Raw genomic sequence first — 22,527 nt, forward strand, 5'->3', positions numbered from 1 at the left:
GCGCGTGCGGTCCGGCAAATGGTTCCAGTGTGCCTATTCTGCGGGTGCGCACCCAACAAGCAAGAAAAAGGCGGCCAATGGCCGCCTTTTTCCGTGTTGCCGTTACGGTTGGATCAGAACTGCACGGACCAGCGCGCGGTGGCACCGTGGTCACGCGACTCGCTGCCGAACTGGCCGTTGTAGCCCAGTTCCAGCTGGTTGCGCGGGCTCAACCAGGCCGACAGGCCCAGCTCGGCCACCACCGCGTGGTCGGCGATGGCCGCGCCACTGACGGTGTAGCCGCTGCCACCGGCCAGGGCCAGGTTGGCCACCTGGTTGCGGTCGCCCGACGCGCGGCGGTAACCCACCCCGCCACGCACGTGCAGCCAGCTTTCCTGCTGCCACGCCGTCTTCAGGCCACGGTCGAAGCGCACACCGGCGGTGCCGATGGTGGTGCGGGTATCGGCCACGTTGCCGTGCAGCGCAGCCGCGCCGCCCTGCTCGTTGACGCCGTCCACATCCACTTCCACGCGCGCCAGCTGCAGGTACGGCTCCAGGCCCGCTTCGGCGCCGCCGATGCGGTAGGCACCTTCGACGAACAGCTGGCGGGTCTTGGCGTCGTAACGCGCGGTCAGTGCGTCCTGGAACCCGGCGAAGGCCAGTTCGCGGCGGCTGTCCACTTCGTGACGGGTGTAGCCCAGACCGGCGCGCAGGCCGAACCCACCCCACTGGTTGCCCACGTAGGCACCCAGGTGGGTGTTGTCGATTTCCGCACGGGCGCGACGGCCCTGGGCCTGCTTGGCGTCGGTACGCCCGGTACCGATCAGACCGCCCACCTGCCAGCCGCCCGTGAAGCGGTGGTCAGCACCGACCAGCAGCCCGCTGGTGTTGCTTTGCGTGCGTGCCGCATTGGCATCACCGTCGAGCTTGCCGCTGCCGCCGATGGCCTGCACCCAGGCACCGGTGGCGGCAGCATCGCCCGCACCTGGTGCACGCGCGCCGACACTGCGGCTGAGCGCCGCATCGCGCAGGTAACGGCTGCTTTCCACCAACGCCATCGGCGTGGCGGCATGCAGTTCACCGCTCAAGGCATCCAGTGCCGCGCCCACCTGGGCCGGGAACAGCTGGGTCAGCGGCTTGGGCAGGCCCTGGTTGATGCCTAGACTGTCGGCGCTGGTGGCCACGCCGAGTTGATTGGCGGTTACCGCCGCGCTGGCCAGCGCGTTGCCGCGGGCCACGTCGATCTGCACGCCGTTGGCACCGTAGCCCAGGCTGAAGGCCAGGAACGGCGAGAACGAGGAGAAGTCCACGTTGGCGAAGGTGCCGTTGACGCCGCCGTCGGCCTGCAGGAAGTTGAACTGCTCGCCCAGGTAGTAGATGCCCACTTCCGGCAGTGCCTTCAGGGTGCCGTCCAGGCTGGCGGTACCGGTCACGTGCAGCGTGTCGCTGCGGCTGCCCGGGGCCAGTTCGGCCAGGTAGGTGCCGCTGGCGGTCTGCACGTAGTCGCCATCGATGGTCAGCGTGCCGATCGAGTTGCCCGGCGCGATGATGCCTTCCACGCGGGTGTCGCCGAGACGGCCGATACCCTGCAGCGCGCCCTTGGCGCCGACCAAGGTGCTGCCGCCGGTCTGCACGCCGTTGAACGAGACCACGCCGCCGCTGATGGTCAGGTCGGTGTTGTCGAGCACGCCGCTGGCGGTGACGCGGCTGCTGCCGCCGATGCTGTTGAAGCTCATGTCGCGCAACGTGCCATTCAGCAGGAACTGGCCGCCGGCGACGTCCAGCGACGCCGTCAGTGCATTGACACCGTCCAGTTCCAGCACGCCCTCACGCACGACGGCGCCGTTGAAGGTGTTGTCGCCGCTCAGACGCAGCCAGCCGATACCGGACTTGGTCAGCTTGCCCGGACCGCCGATGTCGTTGGTCCAGTCGTCCCATGCATCGCCTTCCCACACCTTCAGGCCACCGGCCTTCTGGTTCATCACCACGTCGGTGTCCACACGCAGCTGGCCGTAGCCTTCGACGGCCTTGGCCAGGTTCATCAGGCCCCAGCCGTAGACGTCGTCCACGCCCTTGGCACCGAGATCGGTGGCGGTGGTCAGCAGCACATCGCGCACCTGCGCGTTGTCCAGGTACGGGAAGCGTTCGAACAACAGGCCCAGTGCGCCGGTGACGTGCGGGGCCGCCATCGAGGTGCCGCTCAGGTCCTCGTAGCCGTAGGTGGGCGTCTGTCCCAGAACATCGAGCGTGAGGTTGCCGTCCTCGTCATACAGATCGGCGTCGATCTGCGAATCCGGACCATACACGGTCGAGGTGATGTTCGAGCCGGGCGCGGCAAGGCACCAGTTGGCCGCCAGGCCGCAGCGCATGGAGCGATCGCTCAGCTCCAGCTCCTCATTGACGTTGACCACGGCCAGCCAGTACGGCTCGACATCGGCGAAGGCGCGCGGCAACGACGCGTACATGCCGGCGATCGGCGCTTCTTCCGGCGATGGGTTGTACGCGTCGGTGTTGCCGGCTGCCCAGACCTGGATCAGACCGCTGCTTCGCGAGCCTTCTGCCATGGCGGCCAGCTGGCCGGCGAACACCGGGTGGGACTGATAGTAATCCAGCATTTCGGCGCTGTCCGGCTCGGCCGACAGACCCCAGCTGTGGTTGACCGCACGTGCGCCCTGCGCGTTGAGCTGCGCGTAAAGCTGGGGGAAGATCGAATCATCAGCACCCAGTGCCGCCACTGTCTGCGACGAGGGATACAGCTTCCCATTGATCTCGACGATGGACAGGTAGCTCACGCTGTTGGAGAACAGGCGTGCGACGCTCAGGTCCGCACCGAAGGCTACGCCGTGCGTACCGTTTCCATCGCGATTGGCCGCAATGGTGCCTGACACGTGCGTACCGTGGACCTGGTAGCTTGCCCCTTCGAAATAGCCATTGCGATTGAACAGGTCCGCATACTCCGGATCCAGGATCTGATAATCGACCGCCACTTGGTCACCATCGCTGCTGAAGCACCCGCCCGGGCCATCCACGATGGTGGTGTTGGTGCACAGGCTGCCGTCGCCGAGCACGTCGGCCAGATGGATGCTGCGGTGGTCCTTGCCGGCAAACTCATCGTGGGCCAGGCCGGTGCCACTGTCGAACACGCCCAGGCGGATGCCCTTGCCGGTCAGGCCGCGCGCATAGGCAGCGTCGGCGTTGATGGCCTGCAGGCCCCAGTCGGCGTTGAACTCGTCGGTGCGCCAGCTTTCGGGATCGCCGGCATTGCCCAGTACCGGGGAGGGAGCCTCGGCGGTCGGACGCACCGACGCGACGGCGCGGGGGGTCACATCGACCCGGGCACTGTCCAGGCCGTAGGCGGCGCGCTGGACCTGGCGCTGCTGCTGGTAAGCATCGAGTACGTCGGCATTGGCCTGGGCGATGCCGGGCAGTGCGAGCGCGGCAATCAGGGTGCCGGTGATGGCCGACGCCAGCACGCTGCGCGAGGGCTGGCGGGACGAAGCGGAGTAACGCTGTTTCATTGAAATACCTTCCATGAGTGGTGCACGTGCCGAAAAATTCGAGCAGATTCACAAGCGACGGGCGCAGGGCCCGCCCCCGAGCGTAACGCAAAGTTTACGATTGGTTCACTGTTTTTCATGATCACGTAACAATTCCTAATAGCCCGCACCCGTGCAGTTCGTCACTTGGCAAGCGCCCCCCGGTCCGGCTAGCGTCGTCGGCTGCGTCCAGGTGAACCCGGGGAATCCATGCACAAGTTGTTGAGCGTCGGCGTCGGCCTGGCGTTGTTTTCGATCGGCCTCGCGCCTGCGCCCGCCGCCTCGCGCTTCGTGCAGGACCCCTACCCCAGCACCTATGCGCCGATCGCCTCGGCACCGGTGCTGATCAGCAACGCCACCGTGCTGACCGGTACCGGCACGCGCCTGGACAACGCCGACGTACTGCTGCAGGACGGCCGCATCCGCGCGGTGGGCAGCGCGCTGGAGGCACCGGCCAACGCGGTGCGGATCGATGCGGCCGGCAAGTGGGTCACCCCCGGCATCATCGACGTGCATTCGCACCTGGGCGTCTACCCCAGTCCCGGGGTAAGCGCGCACAGCGACGGCAACGAGATGACCGCGCCGGTCACCGCCAACGTGTGGGCCGAGCATTCGGTGTGGCCGCAGGACCCGGGCTTTGCCGCCGCGTTGGCCGGGGGCGTGACCGCGATGCAGGTGCTGCCCGGGTCGGCCAACCTGGTGGGCGGGCGCGGGGTGACGCTGAAGAATGTGCCGGCCACCACCTACCAGGCCATGAAATTCCCGGGCGCGCCATGGGGCCTGAAAATGGCCTGCGGCGAGAACCCCAAGCGCGTGTACGGCGGCGGCAAGGGCGTGGCCCCGGGCACCCGCATGGGCAACGTGGCCGGGTACCGCGCGGCCTTCATCGATGCCAGCGAATACATCGCCAAGAATGCACCGAAGAAGCAACAGAAGAAGCGCTGGTTCAGCGGCAGCGACAAGGGCGACAGCGCCGGCGATACCGGCGGCAAGCGCGACCTCAAGCTGGATACGCTGGCCGGTGCGATCCAGGGCGACATCCGCGTGCACATCCACTGCTACCGCGCCGATGAAATGGCCACCATGCTCGACCTGTCCAAGGAATTCGGCTTCAAGATCGCCGCCTTCCACCACGCGGTGGAGGCCTACAAGCTGTCCGACCGGCTCGCCGCCGAAGGCGTGTGCGGCGCGCTGTGGGCCGACTGGTGGGGCTTCAAGATGGAAGCGTTCGACGGCATCCAGGACAACATCGCGCTGGTCGACCGCCCGGCCAACAGCTGCGCGATCGTGCACTCCGATTCCCCCGAGGGCATCCAGCGGCTCAACCAGGAAGCGGCCAAGGTGATCGCCAACGCGCGCCGGGCCGGGATCGAGATCGCCCCGGAGCGCGCGATGATGTGGCTGAGCTACAACGCGGCGCGCTCGCTCGGCGTGGAGAAGCAGACCGGCAGCCTGGAGGCGGGCAAGATGGGCGATGTGGTGGTGTGGAACGGCAGCCCCTTCAGTTCCTACGCGCAGGCCGAACAGGTGTTCATCGACGGCCACCAGGTGTACGACCGCCGCGATGCACGGCGGCAGCCGCTGTCGGACTTCATGCTGGGCCAGGAGGTGGCTCCATGAGCCGGGTTCTGCTCGTTTCTGCGCGGTGCCGGGCGTGGCTGGGCACGACCGCGCTGCTGATGCTGGCCACCCTGCCCGTGCACGCGCAGGACCTGCTGGTGCGCAACGCCATGGTGCATACCGCCAGCGCGCGCGGCAGCCTGGAACACGCCGACGTGCTGGTCCAGGGCGGCATCATCCGCGCGGTCGGTGCCGGCCTGGTCGCACCGGCCGGCGTCAGCGTGGTCGAGGCGGCGGGCAAGCCGCTGACCCCGGCCCTGTTCGGTGGCATCACCGACATCGGCATCGAAGAGATCTCGGGCGAGTCGGCCACGGTGGACAGCACGTTGAAGCTGGACGACCAGCCGCTGCGCCCCGAATTCGACGTCAGCCTGGCCTTCAACCCCGCGTCGGTGTTGATTCCGGTGGCGCGGCTGGATGGCATCGGCTTCACCGCCTTGGGCGCCAACAGCGGCGGCGGCTTCATCGCCGGCCAGGGCGGGGTGATGCGGCTGGACGGCAGCGCCGATCCGATCGGCCCGCTGGCGCTGTACATCCGGCTGGGCGCGGCGGGTGCGGAACTGACCGGCAACTCGCGCGCGGCGCAGTGGATGCTGCTGGAGCAGATGGTCAGCGAAGCGCGCGGGCGCGTGCCCGCCGATTCCCCGCATGCCCTGCTCACCCCCGCCGGGCGCGCCACGCTGGCACGCTACCTGGCCGGGCAAGGCCGGCTGGTGGTGCAGGTGGACCGTGCCGCCGACATCCGCCAGCTGCTGCGCTGGGCCGGCCGCGAGAACGTGAAGATCGCCATTGCCGGCGGCACCGAAGCGTGGCGCCTGGCCCCGCAGCTGGCGCAGGCCAACGTGCCGGTGTTCGTGGATGCACTGGGCAACCTGCCCAGCAGTTTCGACCAGCTCGGTGCCACGCTGGAAAACGCCGCGCGGCTGCGTGCCGCCGGGGTGCAGGTCAGCTTCGCCCAGCGCGACGACGCCTCGCACAACGCGCGCAAGATGCGCCAGCTGGCCGGCAATGCCGTGGCCAACGGCCTGCCCTGGCAGGACGGCCTGGCCGGGCTGACCCGGGTGCCGGCGCAGGTGCTGGGTGTGGGCGATCGCATCGGCAGCATCGAGGTGGGCAAGCTGGCCGACCTGGTGCTGTGGGAGGGCGACCCGCTCGACGTGGGCCACTATGCCGAGCAGGTCTGGCTGGGCGGCCGCGCCATGCCGATGCGCTCGCGGCAGACCGAGTTGCGCGACCGCTACATGACCCCGGCGTCGGCCGAACCGCGCGCATACTCGCGCTGAGCCCCATCCTGCGGCGGGCATGACGCCCGCCGCGCCGTCCCCCGGGAGTGCCCATGGCGCTGCGCTGGTATTTCGATTTCGTCTCGCCGTTTGCCTACCTGCACTGGCAGCAGCTCAAGGCCCTGCCGCAGTTCGAGCGGATCATCCCGGTGCCGATCGCGCTGGGGGCGGTGCTGCACCATCTGGGCAACCTGGGGCCGGCCGAAATCCCGGCCAAACGCCGCTTCACCTACCGCCAGGTGCTGTGGCAGGCGCAGCAGCAGGGCGTGCCGCTGCGCTTCCCGCCCGGGCACCCGTTCAACCCGCTGGCCGCACTGCGGCTGTGCCTGGCCGCCGGTGCCACCCCGGCATCGGTGGACATCCTGTTCAACTGGATCTGGCGCGACGGCCACGCCGCCGACAGTGCCGCCGCCCTGGCCCTGCCCGGCGCCATGCTGGACGTGGCCCATGTGGCCGAGGCGATCAGCGCGCCCGACGTCAAGGAGCAGCTGCGGCGCAACACCGATGCGGCCATCGCCGCCGGGGTGTTCGGGGTACCCACCCTGTCCATCGACGGCGAGCTGTACTGGGGCAACGACGCACACGCGCTGATGCAGGCCGTGCTGGCCGATCCCGACACGGTCCAGGGCGGCGAGTGGGACCGGGTGGATACCCTGCCGGTGGCGGTCCAGCGCAGCCGCTGACCCCACGCCGGGTCCCCGGTCAGGCAGCGGCGGCGGTTTTGGGATAGCTTTCACAGTTCCGAACCTACAACCTGCCCGGAGGGGGGCTCAGGATGCGCATCGGAATCGTCGTCGACTCTGCCTGCGATCTGCCGCAGGACTTCATTGAACAACACAACATCGTGCTGCTGCCGATCACGGTGCGCATCGGCGAAGCCGTGCTTGCCGACCACCGCGACGAGCAGGCCACGCTCAGTTTCCTGCACGCCCACGTGGCCGAACACGGCGCCGAAGCGGAGACCATTCCGTTCAGCGTCACCCAGATCCGCGACCTGTTCCTGGGCAAGCTGGTGATCGATTACGACCATGTGTTCTGCATGACGATCACCAAGACCCGCAGCCCCATCCACGACAACGCGATGCAGGCGAGCTTCGCGATCCTCAACGACTACAAGCCGGTGCGCCAGGCGGCAGGCTTCAACTCGCCGTTCGCGCTGCGGGTGCTGGATACCCAGAACCTGTTCGCCGCCCAGGGCGTGACCGCGGTGGAAGCGGTGCGCCTGCGCGAGAGCGGGGCCAGCGTGCAGCAGATCCGCGAACGGCTGGAAATGCTGGCGCAGAACGTGCACGGCTACATGGTCACCCGCGACCTGTACTACATGCGCGCCCGCGCACGCCACAAGGGGGACCGCAGCGTGGGCCTGCTCAGCGCGGCGCTGGGCAGTGCCCTGGACATCAAGCCGGTGCTGCACGGGTACCGCGGGCAGACCGGCCCGGTGGCCAAGATCAAGGGCTTCGACAACGCGGTGCAGAAGCTGTTCGACTTCGTCGGCCAGCGGGTCAAGGCCGGGCTGATGACGCCCACCGTGTGCGTCAGTTATGGCGGCGAGCTGGCCGACCTGCAGGCGCTGCCGGGCTATGCCAGCCTGCGCCAGACCTGCGAGGCGCACGGCGTGCAGATGTTCGAAGCGGTGATGAGCCTGACCGGCATGGTCAACGTGGGAAAGGGCGCACTCACGGTGGGGTTTGCCGACGGGCCGCATACCTTCAGCGCGTAGTGCCGGGCTCTGCCCGGCAACCACCGCCGCGATCTGCCCGGCACCAACCGCCGCGATCTGCACGCCAAATCCACCGCGTTTCTGCCAGCCTTGCAGCCTTCAACGGAGATGACCATGTCGCAGTACCACATCAGCCTGCCGGACCCTTCCAAGGCCCGCGGCAACGATCCAGACCTGTCCTTCCACTCGCAGAGCGCGGCCGGCTTCGCCGAGGAGCTGCAGGACGCCCTGCGCAGCACCGCCCTGTTCGAGAAGTGGCGCGCCAAGCAGCCCGACCCGGATGCGGTCGAGTCGCAGTGGGGCGCCACCGATCCGGACGCCACCGTGACCGGCGCGCAGGATGACCTGCGCATCAACCTGGTGGTCACCACCCGCATCGACAGCGATGTGTTCAAGCAGCGCCTGCGCATGCTGGCGGGGCACCACTGGGAACTGCGCGACGTGCGTTGAGGCATCCGCCCCCGCCGGGCATGGCCCGGCGCTACCAGCGCGGCGTCGCGATCAACCCGATCCCGATGGCCACGCTCCGGTAGACGCCAACCTTGGTTGGCGCTTTCCAGCGCACCGCTCATGCGGCTGGCACACTGTCGGGATGAAAAACAATCATGCCATCACCCGGCCGGGTACGCGCGGCGAGAAGAAGCTGCGCGACGCTCCACGCCGGTTGCGCAACCTGCAACAGTGGGCCGGCTCCTTCAGCGGTGCATTTCCCTCCCCAGACGCCCTGGGCAATGAAGCCCGCTACTGGAATTACAAGATTCCCACCCGTGCCGACCTGATCGAGGGTCCTGCCTCCACACGGGAAATCCAGCGGGCCTGCGCCCAATCGCTCATCACCGCCTGCACCAACCTGATCCAGTCACGCCCTGTTTCGCAGTCGGCCGTGCGGGTGACCTGCCGCATCGCTTGGCCAGACATGTTCGCAAGCGAGATCTGCCTCTATCTCGACGAAGACTACTTCCAAGGGCATGTGGCCACCACAGCGGATGGCCAGGTCACCGCGATCACCTCACGCAGCCTTGCCGACGAGTGGCAACTCGTCCTGCCCGAAGGCGTTCAGGAGCGCGGCGTGCAGGTCAGTATTCCTCCTACCGAACACTATGGCGGATTGGAGCAGGAATACTGGTTCTACGGCGAGGTGGCGGACGGGCATTGATGTATCCGCCGGGCCCGCAGCACATGGCCCGGCGCACGACGTGCTCTGGTCGACGCCAACCTGGGTTGGCGCTACTGCAAACGGCTGCCAACCAAGGTTGGTAACTACCGACGAGCGGCCAGGCATGGCCCGGCGTTTCCATGTCATTACCAGCCGCCGCCCAGCGCGCGGTACAGCTCCACCCGGGCGATCGCCGCGGTAGCCTGGCTGTTGGCCAGCGCCGCCTGGTTGTCCAGCGCGATGCGCTGGGTGGTGAGCACGTCCAGCATGTCCACCACGCCCGCCTGGTACTGGCGCCGCGCCGCGTGCAGCGCGCGTTCGCTCTGGTCCACCGCAATCTGCAGCGCGGCACCGCGCTGCTGCTCGGCGGCGTAGCCGTCGATCGCATCATCCACTTCATGCCAGGCCTGCAGCACGGTGCGCTGGAACTGCAGCACCGCCTGTTGCTGCTGCAACCGGCTCACCGCGAGGTTGGCCTTGAGCCGGCCGCCCTGGAAGATCGGCAGGCTGATGGACGGCCCGATGCTGAAGCGATGCGCGTTCCAGCCGTCCAGATCATCCAGCTGCTGCGCCTGGTAGCCGATGTCGCCGTTGAGGGTGATGCGCGGCAGGAAGCTGGCCTTGGCCACGCCAATCGAGGCAGTGGCCGCATGCAGGGTCGCCTCGGCACGCCGGATGTCCGGGCGGCGCTCGGCCAGTTCGCTGGGTAGCCCGGTGGCCATCGCGGGCAACACCGGCCAGTCGCGGCGGATGTCGACCAAGCGGGCATCCAGCGCCTGCGGCGGTTGGGCCAGCAGCATCGCCAAGGCATTGCGCAACTGCGCATCGCGATGGCGCAGCGGTGCCAAGCGCGCTTCCAGCGCCGCTACCTGGGCCGCGGCACTGGCCACCTGCAGGGTGCTGGCCACGCCTTGGCGTTGGCGGATGCGGGTCAATCGCGCGATGTCGCGCGCGATGCGCAGGTTGTCCTCGGTGATGGCCAGCAGCTGGCGCGTCGCGCGCAGCTGCAGGTAGTCGCGCGCGGTTTCGGCCAGCACCGCGGTCTGCACCGCATGGGCGTCCTCGGCGGCGATCTCGATGCGCGCGTCGGCGGCCTCCATCTGGCGCCGCACGCGGCCCCACAGGTCCAGCTCCCAGCTCACGCCGATACCGGCTTGGAACAGGCCGTAATCCTCACGCCCGCCATTGCCGGACGGATCGTTGAGACCCACCTCGCTGTTGCGTGCGCGCACGCCACTGGCGGTGGCGCTCACGCTGGGCACGCGCTCGGCCGCGACGATGCCGCGCGCGGCACGGCTCTGCTGCACGCGGTTGGCGGCCAGCTGGATGTCCAGGTTGGCCTGCAGCGCCTGCGCGGCCAACGCGGCCAGGTTGGGATCCTCGAACCCCGCCCACCACTGTGCATCGCTGGCCAAGGCGTCAGCGCTGACCACAGCGCCCTGCCACTGGGCGGGCAGCTGCGCGGTCGGGCGCACAAAGTCGGGACCCAGGGTGCAGGCCGTCAACGCCGCGCACAGCACGCCCAGCGGCAGCGCGCGCCAGGTTGCCTTGCCGGTCATGCGCCCGCTCCTTCAAGGCCGCGATGGCCGCTGTCCAGGTCGACGCTGGCCTCCACCGACATGCCCGCACGCAGCTGGCCAAGCAACGGCTGGTCCTTGTCCAGCACGATCTTGACCGGCACCCGCTGCACCACCTTGGTGAAGTTGCCGGTGGCGTTTTCAGGGGCCACCGCCGCGAAGGTCACACCCGTGGCCGGCGCGATGCTGTCGATGTGGCCATGCAGCGGCTGGCCGGGGAACATATCCACCTGCAGGTCCACCGCCTGCCCCGCCCGCATGCGGGTGAGCTGGGTTTCCTGGAAATTGGCCACCACGAACGCCTGCTGCAGCGGCACCACCGCCAGCACCGGCGTGCCCGGGGTGAGGTAGGCGCCCACGCGGATCGCGCGACGGCCGACCACGCCGTCGATCGGCGCGCGCAGTTCGGTGTGCGATAGATCCAGTTCGGCCCGCGCGTGCGCCGCTTCGGCGCGTTGCACCGCCGCCTGCGCAGCCTGCACGCCGGCGCTGAGAATGCCGGTGCGCTGGCGTGCGGTAAGCAGTGCCGCCCTGCCTTGGTGCAGGTGCGCGCTGGCCACGGCCTGGCGCGACTGGGCCTGCTGCGCGTTCTGCACGGTGCCGGCACCGTCGCGGGCCAGCGCGCCGTAGCGCTGCTGGTCGGCCTGGGCCAGGGTCAGTTCGGACTGGCTCACATCCAGCGTGGCGCGTGCCTGGTCGATCAGCGAATCCTGCTGGACCAGCGCGGCCTGCGCATTGGCCAGCTGCGCACGCGCATTGGCCAGGTCGGCACGCGCGGCGGTCAGGGCTACCTGGTAGTCGCGGTCATCGATGCGGGCCAGCACGTCACCGGCCTTGACCGGCTGGTTGTCGGCCACGCGCACCTCGCTGACGAAGCCGGCCACCTTGGGCGCCACCACGGTGAAATCAGCGGTGATGTAGGCATTGTTGGTGCGCTGGTGGCGGCCGTCGCGCAGCAGCAGCCAGCCGCCGACGGCAAGCACCAGCACACCTGCGGCGATGACGAAGGGAACGTGTTTTCGGGTGTCGCTCATGGGAAATATCCTGGAATTCAAGCCACGGCGCGTGGCGGGAAGATGCGGGTGGGCAGCCATGGAATCAGCGCGATCAACGCGACGGCGACCACGGCAACCAGCAGGTAGAGATCGGCGGCGGTGAGTGCGACCACCTGCGCATGCAGGCGCGCGCCCAGCGACGGCGAGGCGGCAGCGTCCAGCCACGGCGCGTTGCCCAGGCGGTCCACCAGCGCGGTGGAATGCAGGTGGTTGCGCGCGGTGGTCACCGCCTCAAGCACGCCCCCGGCCAGCACCGCGGCAAAGCCCTTGACCGTGTTGAACCAGGCCGAGGCGAACGGACCATCGGCCGGCGCCAGGCTGCCGGTGGCCAGCAGCAACAGCGGAAGCACCGCCATCGGCTGGGCAAGGATCTGCACCAGTTGCAGCAGCACGAAGTTGTCGCGGTTCCAGTCGGTACCCAGGTGGCTGCCCAGCCAACAGGCCAGCGCCAGCAATGCCAGCCCGGTCGCCTGCACCCAGCGGCAGTCCACCCGGCGCTGGTTGAGCAGCGTGGCCACCAACGGCAGTGCCAGCAGCTGTGGAATGGCCACCCACAGCATCAGCGGCGCGGTCTGCAGCGGTCGGTAGCCCTGCACCTGGGCCAGGAAGCTGGAGGGGATCAGGATCACCGCCAACAGCACGAACAGCACCCCGCCCAGGGTGATCAGCGCGTAGCTGAGGTTGCGGTTGGCCAGCAGCTGCAGCTTGAAGAACGGCAGCGGGTGCGACCATTCGTTGTAGAAAAACAGCACGAGCAGGCCACTGCCGCCGCCGAGCAGCGTGCAGATCAACGGCGAGGCGAACCAGTCCAGCCGTGGCCCCTGCACCAGGCCCAGCACCAGCATCACCAGCGCCGGCAGGCCCAACGCCAGGCCCAACCCGTTGAACTGTGCAAAGCGCTCCAGCCGCAGCGGATCCTGCGGCAGGCCCCAGCCGACCATGGCGATGGCCGCGATGCACCACGGCACGATCTGCCAGAAGGCCCAGTGCCAGCCCACGTATTCCACCCACAGCGCCGCCATCGGCGTGCCCAGGCTGGGCCCGAAGGTGGCGGTGAGGGCGTAGCCGGCCAGCCCGTACAACTTGATGCCCGGCGGCAGGAAGCGCAGCGCCACGCTCATCAGCAGCGGCGGCAACGCGCCACCGGCCAGGCCCTGCAGCGCGCGCAGGATCAGGAAAGAAGGCAGGTCCGGGGCCAGCGGGCAGAGCACGCCCAGCAGCATGAACGCACCGATCATGCACATCGCAAAGCGCCGCAGCGAGAACGTCACCGCGCACCACGGCGCGAACGCCATCGCACTGACCGACATCGCCGTGTACACCGCCACGATCCAGCTGCCCGCATCGACGCTGAAGCCCATCGCACCGCGAATGTCGGCCAGCGCGACCTTGGTGACGTTTTCGTTGATGCCCGAGATCAGCACCGCCAGCAGCACGCCGCACAGGCCGACCGCCAGGCGTGGGCTAAGCACGGCCTGCGGCGGCGACGTCGGTGCGGCAGGTGCGGCGGCGGCCGGCACCGGTGCGCTCAGCGCATTCATCGCGCACCACCGCTAACGGCACGGTGCACGGCATACAGCAGGAACATGGCAACCACTCCACGACGGGGAGCGGCAGTCTAGGCAGTGCGCATGCTGCGAAAAATGCTGTGCCGGCCAATCCTGGAATGCATCAGGCGCACGCCTCGCGCGTCACCCTGCACGCCCCGCCCGCGTCCCCAACTCAGGCCAGGCCTGACTGTGCGTCACACAGGGCTTTGATGCTGCGGCGCAGCCAACGATGCGCCAGATCGCTGTCCAGGCGTGGGTGCCATGCCTGCACCACAACGGCGGTGCTGACCGGGATCGGCAGTTCGAACAGGCGCAGCGGCACGCCCAGGCGTTCCAGCCGCCCCAGCATCACGCTCGGCATCTGCGGCAGGATCAGGTCCGAATCGGCCGCGGCGAAGATCGCCGAATGGAAGGTGGGCATGATCTGCGCCACCCGCCGCTGCAGGCCCTGCGTGGTCAGGTAATCGTCGATCGGCCCATGCGCGCGCCCGCGCCGCGACACCGCGATGTGGTCGTAGGCAACGAACCGCTGCACGGTGATCTCCTCGGCGAACAGCGGGTGGTCCTCGCGCGCGGCCCCGAAGAAGGAGGTACTGAACAGGTTCTGCACCTTGGTATCGGCGCCGTGCTTGCCGGCGGTGCTGATGTGCAGGTCGATGCGGCCCTGCTGCATGGCATCGTCATCGCCATCGCCTTCGGGCACGAAGCGCAGCACTGCGCGCGGTGCCTGGAACTGGAACAACTCGCGCATGCGGCCGCCATAGGTACCCACGAACACATCGTTGGCGCGGATGCTGAAGGTGCGCTCCAGGGTCAGCATGTCGACCTCGCGGCCGGCGTTGAACACCAGGTGCGCCTGTTCGATCACCTCCCGCACCTGCTCGCGCAGTTGCAGCGCGCGCGGGGTGGGCGCCAGCCCCCGGCCCGAGCGCACCAGCACCGGGTCGCCCACCGCCTCGCGGATGCGCCCCAGGGTGCGGCTCATCGCCGGCGCGCTCAGGTTCATTCGCCGCGCAGCACCGACCACGCTGCCCTCCTCGATCAGCACGTCCAGGGCAAGCAGCAGGTTCAGGTCAGGCATGGCGGTGGCGCACAGGGAGGATGGCAGTCACTTTACGGCATGCCAATTCGACGATTCATGCGTTTGGCGCAATCCATGCCTGCGGCGCACGGCATGGGTGCGCGGGGTGCTTTGCGCGACCATCCCCGTCCCCCCTGCGAGATGCCGCATGTTCACCTCCATCCTGGTCGCCATCGACGGCGGCCCCCAGCACGCCCAGGTGCTGGCACTGGCCGGGTCGCTGGCCACCCCGCACACCCGCCTGCACCTGCTGTGCGTACTGGACCCGGCCTTTGCGCTGGCCGACAATGCCCCGCGCGCCGATCGCACCGAGTACGCGGCCGCCGACGCCCAGCGCCAGCAGGCCGTGCACCTGCTGACCACCGCGCTGGACCAGCTGCGCGAGCGCGGCATCGATGGCGTGGCCAGCCACCCGGCCGGGGAACCGGCGCAGGTCCTGTGCGATTACGCCCGCCAGCACGACTGCGACCTGATTGTCATCGGCCACCGGCATCTTTCCCGGATGGAGCGCTTGTTTGAACGCTCCGTCGGCCAATGGACCATCGACCACGCCCCGTGCCCGGTGCTGGTCGAGGTCCGCGACGCCGGTCCCTGACCCCCTCGCAGGCCGCCCATGCCCTATCGCACCCCCATGTCCCCCACCCGCGTCAGCTACCAGTCGATCGGCAGGCGATGCAATGCCGTCGAGCAGCGCCTGCTGTGCGCGCTGCGCCGGGTGGCCGACCCCGCGACCCGCGATGACGCCGTCGCATTGCTGGGCGGCCTTGGCCTGGATGCCGACGGCGTCGGCGCCTTCACTGCGTTGGTGCCACTGCTGCGCACCGGCCACGCGCCGATCGAACTGCTGCAACCCGGCTCGCCGTTCATTGGCGCCACCGAACTGGACCTGCTGGCCTGCGTGCGCCGGCTGTCGCAATGGCGCCATCCGCGCCCGCGTGCACACCACGACGGCGATGCCATGGTGGCGCTGCGCGACCAGCTGGCCCAGTGCGCCCACGCCGCACGCCAGGCCGACCTTGGCCTGCGCCTGACCACGCTGTCACCGGTGGGCCTGCGCCTGCTCGATCCGGCTGCCTGGGTACGCAGCTGACTGCCGCGCGGGCTATGGATCTACGCTTGTGCGTGCGCCTCGGGCAGCCGGCCTTCCACCACGCGGTTGCGGCCGGCGCGCTTGGCCTCGTACAACGCGGCATCGGTCGCGGCCAGCAACGCGACGGGGTCGGACGAGGCGACCTGCGCCACGTGCGCCACCCCGATGCTGATGGTGACACCCACGCTGCCGATCAGATCGGCGGTGGCCAGCCGCAACCGCTCCACCGCCAGGCGCATGGTCTCGGCCAGGACCAGCGCGCCGTCGCGGGTGGTGCCTGACACCACCACCGCAAACTCCTCGCCGCCATAGCGGGCCACCACGTCGGTGCCACGGGTAGCGCATCCGGACAGCGCGGTGGCCACGGCACGCAGGCAGGCGTCGCCCAGTGGGTGGCCGAAGCGGTCGTTGAATTCCTTGAAATGATCGATGTCCACCATCAGCAACGCCATGCCCTGGCCGCTGCGTCGCGCGCGGCTCCACTCCGCCTGCAGCACCTGATCGAACTGGCGGCGGTTGGCCACACCGGTCAGTGCATCCACCCGCGCCAGCACGTTCAACTGATCCTGGCGTTCCATCGCGCGCACCTGCATCACCACCCCGCGCAGGCCCGATCCCAGCGTGGCCAGCGCGAAGCCGACCACGGCCAGGTGCGGGTGTGCCTCCACCATCAAGGCCGACACCACCAGCAAGGCCGCCGGCAGGATCAACGGGCTGCCGGCACGCACCGCCAGGGCCAGGCGGCGCCGCGCGTCCATGGCCACCGCGTCGCCACGGCGCAGCGCCAGGCAGGCCAGCAGCAGGAACGGAATGTCGATGATCAGATCGGCCAGGCCGCCGTAGCTGGCCTCGGTGGCGACATGGTTGATGTAGGCCGCCACGCCCATGTACACCCAGGCGAAGGCGGCCAGGGCGCGGAAGAAGATGCGCCGCGACGCGTCCTCGCTGGCCAGGTAGCGCACCAGCGCGAAGGCGGCGATGAACAGGTTTTCGATGTCGAACATCAGGCGCAGGCTGTTGATGCCCTGCTCGGGGGCATCGCTCATCGTGGCGAACGAGAAGGTATGCACGAAGAACAGGTAGCCCAGCAGCAGGGCCAGCGCGCCGTCGATGACCACCAGGTACCACGGCTCGTAACGCGGATGGGCCATCGCAAACGTCAACGGCACCCCGTACAGCACGTACAACAGCATGCTCACCCCGGGGGTTGCATCGGGCGTGCCCAGGCCGATTTCCTGGTACATGTTGAGCGCCATGCCACCGGCCCACAGCAGCATGCCGGCGCTCAAGGCCAGCCACCCCACCCGCGCCTCGCTGTGCAGCATCCGCCACAGGCAGGCCAGCGCCGCCAACAGCGGCGCACCGATCAGGAACGAGAACGACACCGCCTGCGCATGGCCCGGCAACAGCACCAGGGCCAATCCGTGGCACACGATGTACAACGCCGCCAACACAGCTGCCATGCCATCCCCGCCCGGATGCGATGTGGACCCACGATACCGCCTTTGCTGCGCACCCGGTGCAGCGGAGCGCGTCACTTCACAACCCCTGCACGCGCCCGCCGCTGCGCTCAGCTGCGCGTCAGCGTTTTCACGACAGCCGTGCACACCGCTCCGGCATGGTGCAGGTGAGCCCGCCCTGGAGTAGTCAATGCCGTTGCGCCCCACTGCCACCGTTTCGCTGCTGGTGCTGGCCCTTGCCAGCGCCACGCCCGCATTTGCCCAGCAACCGGCTGCCCTGCCGGCACCGGTTGCCGAGAGCAGCACACCCGCCACCGGTCCGCGTTCGGACCTGCACGCGCAGGTGCTGCTGGATCGCGCGCATTTCTCGCCCGGCCAGATCGATGGCCTGACCGGCTCCAACCAGAAGCGCGCGGTGGCCGGTTTCCAGGCGGCGCGCGGCCTCAAGGTCACCGGCGAGCTGGATGACGCCACCTGGCAGGCACTGCAGCCCGACGCAACCCCGGTGCTGGCGCGCTACACGCTCACCGCCGAGGACGTGGCCGGCCCGTTCGCGCCGATTCCGAAGAAACCGGCCGAGCAGGCCAAACTGAAGGCGCTTGGCTACGCATCGGTGGACGAGGCGCTGGGCGAACGCTTCCACGCATCGCCCGAGCTGCTGCGCGCGCTCAACCCGGGCGTGGACCTGGCCAAGGCCGGCAGCGAAATCCAGGTGCCCAACATCGCACCGGCGGCGTTGCCCAAGGCAGCCAAGCTGGTGATCGACAAGTCCGATTCCACGCTGCGCCTGTACGACGCGCAGGGCAAGGTGTACGCACAGTTCCCGGTGTCGTCGGGCAGCAAGCACGACCCGCTGCCGATCGGTAAGTGGAAAATCCTGGGCATCTCGCGCGACCCGACCTTCCACTACAACCCCAAGCTGTTCTGGGATGCCAGCAAGAAGGAAAGCAAGGCGCTGTTGCCGCCGGGCCCGAACAACCCGGTGGGCCGGGTCTGGATCGACATTTCCAAGCCGCACTACGGCCTGCACGGTACGCCCGAACCGGGCCACGTGGGCAAGACCGAATCGCACGGCTGCGTGCGCATGACGAATTGGGACGCGCTGCAGGTGGCCGACGCGGTGGATGCGTCCGTGCCGGTAGTGATGCAGGAGTGACCGGATGAAACTGACCAAGCTGCTGGCGCTGGGATTGGTGGTCGGGATCGCCGGCTGGTGGTGGCTGGGCCCGGTGGTGAACGGCCCGGGTGCGGATCCGGACACTACGCCCGCGGTGCCGGTGCCGGTGCCTGCCCCGTCTGATCCGGCGGCGCTCGTCGCGCCAACCCGGGCGGCGCCGGCGGCCATGGCCAGCAGTGCGGCCCCGGCAGCACCGCTGACGCTTGCTCCGGCCGCGGCACCGGCCCGCCCGGCAGACGGCAACGGGCTGTTGCTGCCGGTGCAGGGCATCACCGCAGCCCAGCTGCAGGACACCTTCACCGATGCCCGCAGCGAAGGCCGCGTGCACGATGCCATCGACATTCTGGCGCCGGCCGGCACCCCCGTGCTGGCGGTGGCCGATGGCACCATCGAGAAGCTGTTCAACAGCGATCGCGGCGGGCTGACGGTGTACCAGTTCGAACCCGGTGGGCGGTATTGCTACTACTACGCCCACCTTGAGCGCTATGCCGATGGCCTGGCCGAGAAACAGACCGTCACCCGCGGCCAGGTCATCGGCTACGTCGGCAGCACCGGCAATGCCAGTCCTGAGGCCCCGCACCTGCATTTCGAGATCCATACCCTGGGCCCGGAAAAGCACTGGTGGGAGGGCGCCTCGCTGAATCCCTACCCGGTGCTGCGCGGCGAGCAGCGGCTGCCCTGAGCCCGCCCCGGGGGTGCGGCGGCCCGCTTGAACAGCCGCCGATGGCCGGCCCGCCCCGAAGATGCGAAAATCCCTCCCCCTTTCAGGCCGGCGCATTGGCGCCGGCCGCATACCCGAGATTCCGTGAAGACCCCCCAAGGCTTGCAGGCGCTGATCGACGACGGCGTGATCGATGAAGTGTTGCGCCCGCTCAAGAGCGGCAAGGAAGCGGCCGTGTACGTGGTCCGCAGCGGTGACGATGTGCGCTGTGCCAAGGTCTACAAGGACATGGCCCAACGCAGCTTCCAGCAGCGCGTGCAGTACCAGGAAGGCCGCAAGGTGCGCGGCAGCCGTGAAGCGCGTGCCGTGGGCAAGGCCAGCAAGTACGGTCGCAAGCAGCAGGAAACGGCCTGGAAGAACACCGAGGTGGACGCGCTGTACCAGCTGCGCGACGCCGGTGTGCGCGTGCCCGAACCGCATGGTTACTACCACGGCGTGCTGGTGATGGAGCTGGTGACCGACGCCGACGGATTTTCCGCCGCGCGCCTGGGCGAAGTGGAGCTGGAGGCCGACCAGGCCCGCGACTTCCACCAGACCCTGGTCCGGCAGGTGGTGCGCATGCTGTGCTGCGGGCTGATCCATGGCGATCTGTCGCCGTACAACGTGCTGGTGGGGCCGGACGGCCCGGTGGTGATCGACTTCCCGCAGGTGGTCAGCGCCGGCGGCAACAATGCCGCGCGCAGCATGCTGCTGCGTGACGTCAACAACCTCACCGCCTACCTGGGGCGTTTTGCGCCGGAGCTGCTGGACAGCTGGTATGGCGAGGAAATGTGGGCGTTGTTCGAGGCCGGCGACCTGCTGCCCGACAGCCCGCTCACCGGTACGTTCGTGCACGACGAAACCACCATCGACCTGGACAGCGTGCGCCACGCCATCAACGATGCGCGCGAAGAAGCGTTGATCCGCCAGCAGGGTCGCGAGGCTGCGGAAGAAGACGAGGATTGAGGCGGCGGTAGAGCCACCCCATGGGTGGCTGTTCTTCGTTCCTGTACCGCGTGCAGCCGACCAACGGTCGGCTCTACCCCTTCGGTACTGCGTGCAGCCGACCAACGGTCGGCTCTACCTCTTCGGTACCGTGTGCAGCCGACCAACGGTCGGCTCTACCTCTTCGGCACCGCGTGCAGCCGACCAACGGTCGGCTCTACCTCTGCGGTACTGCGTGCAGCCGACCAACGGTCGGCTCTACGATCAGGCGTGCAGCGCGTTGGCGTGGTGCGCGATGTGGTCGCCGATGAACGTGCTGATGAAGTAGTAGCTGTGGTCGTACCCCGGCTGCAGGCGCAGCTGCAGCGGGTGGCCGGCGGCAGTGCAGGCCGCCTGCAGCCACTGCGGCTGCAACTGGGTGTCCAGGAATTCATCGCCACCGCCCTGGTCCACCAGCAGCGGCAGCTTTTCTTCGGCGGTGGCCACCAGTTCGGTGGCGTCCCACGCCGCCCAGGCGCTGCGGTCTTCGCCCAGGTACGCAGTGAACGCCTTCTGGCCCCACGGCACGCGGGTGGGTGCCACGATCGGCGAGAACGCCGACACGCTGCGGTAGCGGCCGGGGTTCTTCAGCGCGATCACCAGCGCACCGTGGCCGCCCATCGAATGCCCGCTGATGCTGCGCGCACCGCTTGCCGGCAGATGCGCCTCCACCAGCGCCGGCAGTTCGTCCACGATGTAGTCGTACATGCGGTAGTGCGCCGCCCACGGCTGCTCGGTGGCATTGAGGTAGAAGCCCGCGCCCTTGCCCAGGTCGTAGCCCTCGGCGTCGGCCACGTCGTCACCGCGCGGGCTGGTGTCCGGCGCCACCAGGATCACCCCGTGCTCGGCCGCGTAGCGTTGCGCGCCCGCCTTGGTGATGAAGTTCTGCTCGGTGCAGGTCAGCCCGCTCAACCAATACAGCACCGGCAGTTTGTGCGTAGCCGCCTGCGGTGGCAGGTACACGGCCACCTTCATCTCGCAACCCAGCACCTGCGAGCGGTGCTGGTACACGTCCTGCCAACCGCCGAAGGCGGCGCGATGTTCGATGCGTTCCATGGAAGTTCCTTCAGAGGCGGTCGCGCACAGGCGCGCCGCCGGTGTTGATGTCATGGTCCAGCTGCGCAAGCAGCTGCAGCAAGGGCTCGCATTCGTCCTGACCATCCAGGTTGCGCCGCGCCGCCACCGCGACCTGGCTCTGCGGCGGCCATTGCCCGTCGCGGCGCGCTTCCTGCAGCCGCGGCAGGAACACCTGCACCAGCCACTGTTCGAACGGCATCTCGTCGATGCCGAACGGTGAATCGACGTGACGCGGCGCGCCGACCGGCCCCTGCAACCAGCCGAGCGCGCGCAACGCCTGCTCGATCTGGTCGACCAGCGCATCACGCAGCGGCACGGCCGGACGCTTCCAGAAGTCGGTCAGTCCCATGGGCCGCTCAGTAATGCACCACCGAGCGGATCGACTTGCCTTCGTGCATCAGCTCGAAGGCCTCGTTGATCTGCTCCAGGTCCATGGTGTGGGTGACGAACGGCGCCAGTTCGATGTCGCCCTTCATGGCGTCTTCGACCATGCCCGGCAGCTGGCTGCGGCCCTTCACGCCGCCGAAGGCGGTGCCCTTCCACGAGCGGCCGGTGACCAGCTGGAACGGACGGGTCGAGATTTCCTGACCCGAGCCGGCCACGCCGATGATCACCGACTGGCCCCAGCCACGGTGCGCGCATTCCAGTGCCGCGCGCATCACGTTGACGTTGCCGATGCACTCGAAGGTGTGGTCCACGCCCCAGGTGGTCATCTCCACGATCACCTGCTGGATCGGCTTGTCGAAGTCCTTCGGGTTGACGCAGTCGGTGGCACCGAACTGCTTGGCCAGGTCGAACTTGGACGGGTTGGTGTCGATGGCGAAGATGCGGCCGGCTTTGGCCTGGCGCGCGCCCTGGATCACCGCCAGGCCGATGCCGCCCAGCCCGAACACCGCCACCGAATCGCCTTCCTGCACCTTGGCGGTGTTGTGCACCGCGCCGATGCCGGTGGTGACGCCGCAGCCCAGCAGGCACACGTGTTCCGGGTTCGCCTCGGGGTTGATCTTGGCCAGCGAGACCTCGGCCACCACGGTGTACTCGCTGAAGGTCGAGCAGCCCATGTAGTGGTAGATCGGCTCGCCGTTGTAGCTGAAGCGGGTGGTGCCATCGGGCATCACGCCCTTGCCCTGGGTGGCGCGCACGGCCACGCACAGGTTGGTCTTGCCCGAGGTACAGAACAGGCACTCACCGCATTCGGCGGTATACAGCGGAATGACGTGGTCGCCCGGCGCGACGCTGGTGACGCCCTCGCCCACTTCCACCACGATGCCCGCGCCCTCATGGCCCAGCACGGCCGGGAACAGGCCTTCGGGATCATCGCCGGACAGGGTGAACGCATCGGTATGGCAGACACCGGTATGGGTGATCTTGACCAGCACTTCGCCCTTCTTCGGCGGGGCGACGTCGATCTCGACGATCTTCAACGGCTGGCCGGGACCAAACGCTACAGCGGCACGGGATTTCATCGGGAACTCTCCAAGG

20 protein-coding genes are annotated in these 22,527 nt (G+C 68.6%); 11 read left to right on the forward strand and 9 right to left on the reverse strand.

Going from position 1 to position 22,527, the window contains the following annotated elements:
- Positions 1–113: 113 nt before the first annotated feature.
- A complete protein-coding gene (locus tag AC1DCJ_RS17915; protein WP_478071573.1) occupies positions 114–3,497 on the reverse strand; it encodes an autotransporter domain-containing protein in 3,384 nt (1,127 codons plus the stop codon).
- Between the two features lie 228 nt (positions 3,498–3,725).
- Between AC1DCJ_RS17915 and AC1DCJ_RS17920 the strand changes: the two genes are divergently transcribed.
- From AC1DCJ_RS17920 to AC1DCJ_RS17945, 6 genes are all read left to right on the forward strand, one after another.
- Positions 3,726–5,135, forward strand: coding sequence for an amidohydrolase (locus AC1DCJ_RS17920; protein WP_478071574.1), 1,410 nt, complete (start codon positions 3,726–3,728; stop codon positions 5,133–5,135).
- The gene (locus tag AC1DCJ_RS17925; protein WP_478071575.1) at positions 5,132–6,418 is read left to right on the forward strand and encodes an amidohydrolase family protein; all 1,287 of its coding nucleotides are present in this window, start codon (positions 5,132–5,134) and stop codon (positions 6,416–6,418) included. The genes AC1DCJ_RS17920 and AC1DCJ_RS17925 overlap by 4 nt, the downstream gene beginning before the upstream one ends.
- 53 nt (positions 6,419–6,471) lie before the next feature.
- A complete protein-coding gene (locus AC1DCJ_RS17930; protein ID WP_448136473.1) occupies positions 6,472–7,101 on the forward strand; it encodes a 2-hydroxychromene-2-carboxylate isomerase in 630 nt (209 codons plus the stop codon).
- A 92-nt stretch (positions 7,102–7,193) separates the two neighbouring features.
- On the forward strand, positions 7,194–8,138 hold the full coding sequence (locus tag AC1DCJ_RS17935) for a DegV family protein (RefSeq protein WP_137190322.1): 945 nt from the start codon (positions 7,194–7,196) through the stop codon (positions 8,136–8,138).
- A gap of 108 nt (positions 8,139–8,246) precedes the next feature.
- On the forward strand, positions 8,247–8,588 hold the full coding sequence (locus AC1DCJ_RS17940) for a hypothetical protein (protein ID WP_038686317.1): 342 nt from the start codon (positions 8,247–8,249) through the stop codon (positions 8,586–8,588).
- 142 nt (positions 8,589–8,730) lie between these two features.
- The gene (locus AC1DCJ_RS17945) at positions 8,731–9,294 is read left to right on the forward strand and encodes a DUF3916 domain-containing protein (protein ID WP_478071576.1); all 564 of its coding nucleotides are present in this window, start codon (positions 8,731–8,733) and stop codon (positions 9,292–9,294) included.
- A gap of 146 nt (positions 9,295–9,440) precedes the next feature.
- Here the strand turns inward: AC1DCJ_RS17945 and AC1DCJ_RS17950 are convergent, their stop codons facing one another.
- The 4 genes from AC1DCJ_RS17950 to AC1DCJ_RS17965 form a co-directional block, all read right to left on the reverse strand.
- The gene (locus AC1DCJ_RS17950; RefSeq protein WP_478071577.1) at positions 9,441–10,853 is read right to left on the reverse strand and encodes an efflux transporter outer membrane subunit; all 1,413 of its coding nucleotides are present in this window, start codon (positions 10,851–10,853) and stop codon (positions 9,441–9,443) included.
- Complete coding sequence (locus AC1DCJ_RS17955) at positions 10,850–11,905, reverse strand: HlyD family secretion protein (protein WP_478071578.1); 1,056 nt, start codon at positions 11,903–11,905, stop codon at positions 10,850–10,852. Before AC1DCJ_RS17955 ends, AC1DCJ_RS17950 begins: the two co-directional genes overlap by 4 nt.
- 17 nt (positions 11,906–11,922) lie before the next feature.
- The gene (locus tag AC1DCJ_RS17960) at positions 11,923–13,467 is read right to left on the reverse strand and encodes an MFS transporter (RefSeq protein WP_478071579.1); all 1,545 of its coding nucleotides are present in this window, start codon (positions 13,465–13,467) and stop codon (positions 11,923–11,925) included.
- 181 nt (positions 13,468–13,648) lie between these two features.
- Positions 13,649–14,557, reverse strand: coding sequence for a LysR family transcriptional regulator (locus AC1DCJ_RS17965; protein ID WP_478071580.1), 909 nt, complete (start codon positions 14,555–14,557; stop codon positions 13,649–13,651).
- 148 nt (positions 14,558–14,705) lie between these two features.
- Between AC1DCJ_RS17965 and AC1DCJ_RS17970 the strand changes: the two genes are divergently transcribed.
- Positions 14,706–15,152: a universal stress protein gene (locus tag AC1DCJ_RS17970; RefSeq protein ID WP_478071581.1), complete on the forward strand. Its 447-nt coding sequence runs from the start codon at positions 14,706–14,708 to the stop codon at positions 15,150–15,152.
- 36 nt (positions 15,153–15,188) lie between these two features.
- On the forward strand, positions 15,189–15,647 hold the full coding sequence (locus AC1DCJ_RS17975) for a hypothetical protein (RefSeq protein ID WP_244880175.1): 459 nt from the start codon (positions 15,189–15,191) through the stop codon (positions 15,645–15,647).
- 20 nt (positions 15,648–15,667) lie between these two features.
- On the opposite strand, the gene AC1DCJ_RS17980 is transcribed toward AC1DCJ_RS17975, so the two are convergent.
- A complete protein-coding gene (locus tag AC1DCJ_RS17980) occupies positions 15,668–17,110 on the reverse strand; it encodes a GGDEF domain-containing protein (protein ID WP_478071582.1) in 1,443 nt (480 codons plus the stop codon).
- Positions 17,111–17,297: 187 nt separating this feature from the next.
- Here AC1DCJ_RS17980 and AC1DCJ_RS17985 point away from each other — a divergent pair, with 187 nt between their 5' ends.
- The 3 genes from AC1DCJ_RS17985 to AC1DCJ_RS17995 all read left to right on the forward strand — a co-directional run bounded on the left by AC1DCJ_RS17985 (position 17,298) and on the right by AC1DCJ_RS17995 (position 19,950).
- The gene (locus AC1DCJ_RS17985; RefSeq protein WP_313246785.1) at positions 17,298–18,263 is read left to right on the forward strand and encodes a L,D-transpeptidase family protein; all 966 of its coding nucleotides are present in this window, start codon (positions 17,298–17,300) and stop codon (positions 18,261–18,263) included.
- 4 nt (positions 18,264–18,267) lie between these two features.
- A complete protein-coding gene (locus AC1DCJ_RS17990) occupies positions 18,268–18,966 on the forward strand; it encodes a M23 family metallopeptidase (protein WP_428712261.1) in 699 nt (232 codons plus the stop codon).
- A gap of 123 nt (positions 18,967–19,089) precedes the next feature.
- On the forward strand, positions 19,090–19,950 hold the full coding sequence (locus AC1DCJ_RS17995) for a PA4780 family RIO1-like protein kinase (RefSeq protein WP_038686301.1): 861 nt from the start codon (positions 19,090–19,092) through the stop codon (positions 19,948–19,950).
- Between the two features lie 243 nt (positions 19,951–20,193).
- Here the strand turns inward: AC1DCJ_RS17995 and fghA are convergent, their stop codons facing one another.
- Genes fghA through AC1DCJ_RS18010 form a run of 3 tightly spaced genes read right to left on the reverse strand, consistent with a single transcriptional unit; the run spans position 20,194 to position 22,511 of the window.
- Positions 20,194–21,024 carry an S-formylglutathione hydrolase gene (gene fghA / locus AC1DCJ_RS18000; RefSeq protein WP_478071583.1) on the reverse strand — a complete coding sequence of 277 codons (831 nt, stop codon included), beginning with the start codon at positions 21,022–21,024 and terminating at the stop codon, positions 20,194–20,196.
- A 10-nt stretch (positions 21,025–21,034) separates the two neighbouring features.
- Positions 21,035–21,394, reverse strand: coding sequence for a YqcC family protein (locus AC1DCJ_RS18005; RefSeq protein WP_369967936.1), 360 nt, complete (start codon positions 21,392–21,394; stop codon positions 21,035–21,037).
- 7 nt (positions 21,395–21,401) lie between these two features.
- Positions 21,402–22,511: an S-(hydroxymethyl)glutathione dehydrogenase/class III alcohol dehydrogenase gene (locus tag AC1DCJ_RS18010; RefSeq protein ID WP_137190334.1), complete on the reverse strand. Its 1,110-nt coding sequence runs from the start codon at positions 22,509–22,511 to the stop codon at positions 21,402–21,404.
- Positions 22,512–22,527 lie beyond the last annotated feature (16 nt).

The sequence above is a fragment of the Stenotrophomonas sp. 10N36 genome (assembly GCF_056395005.1).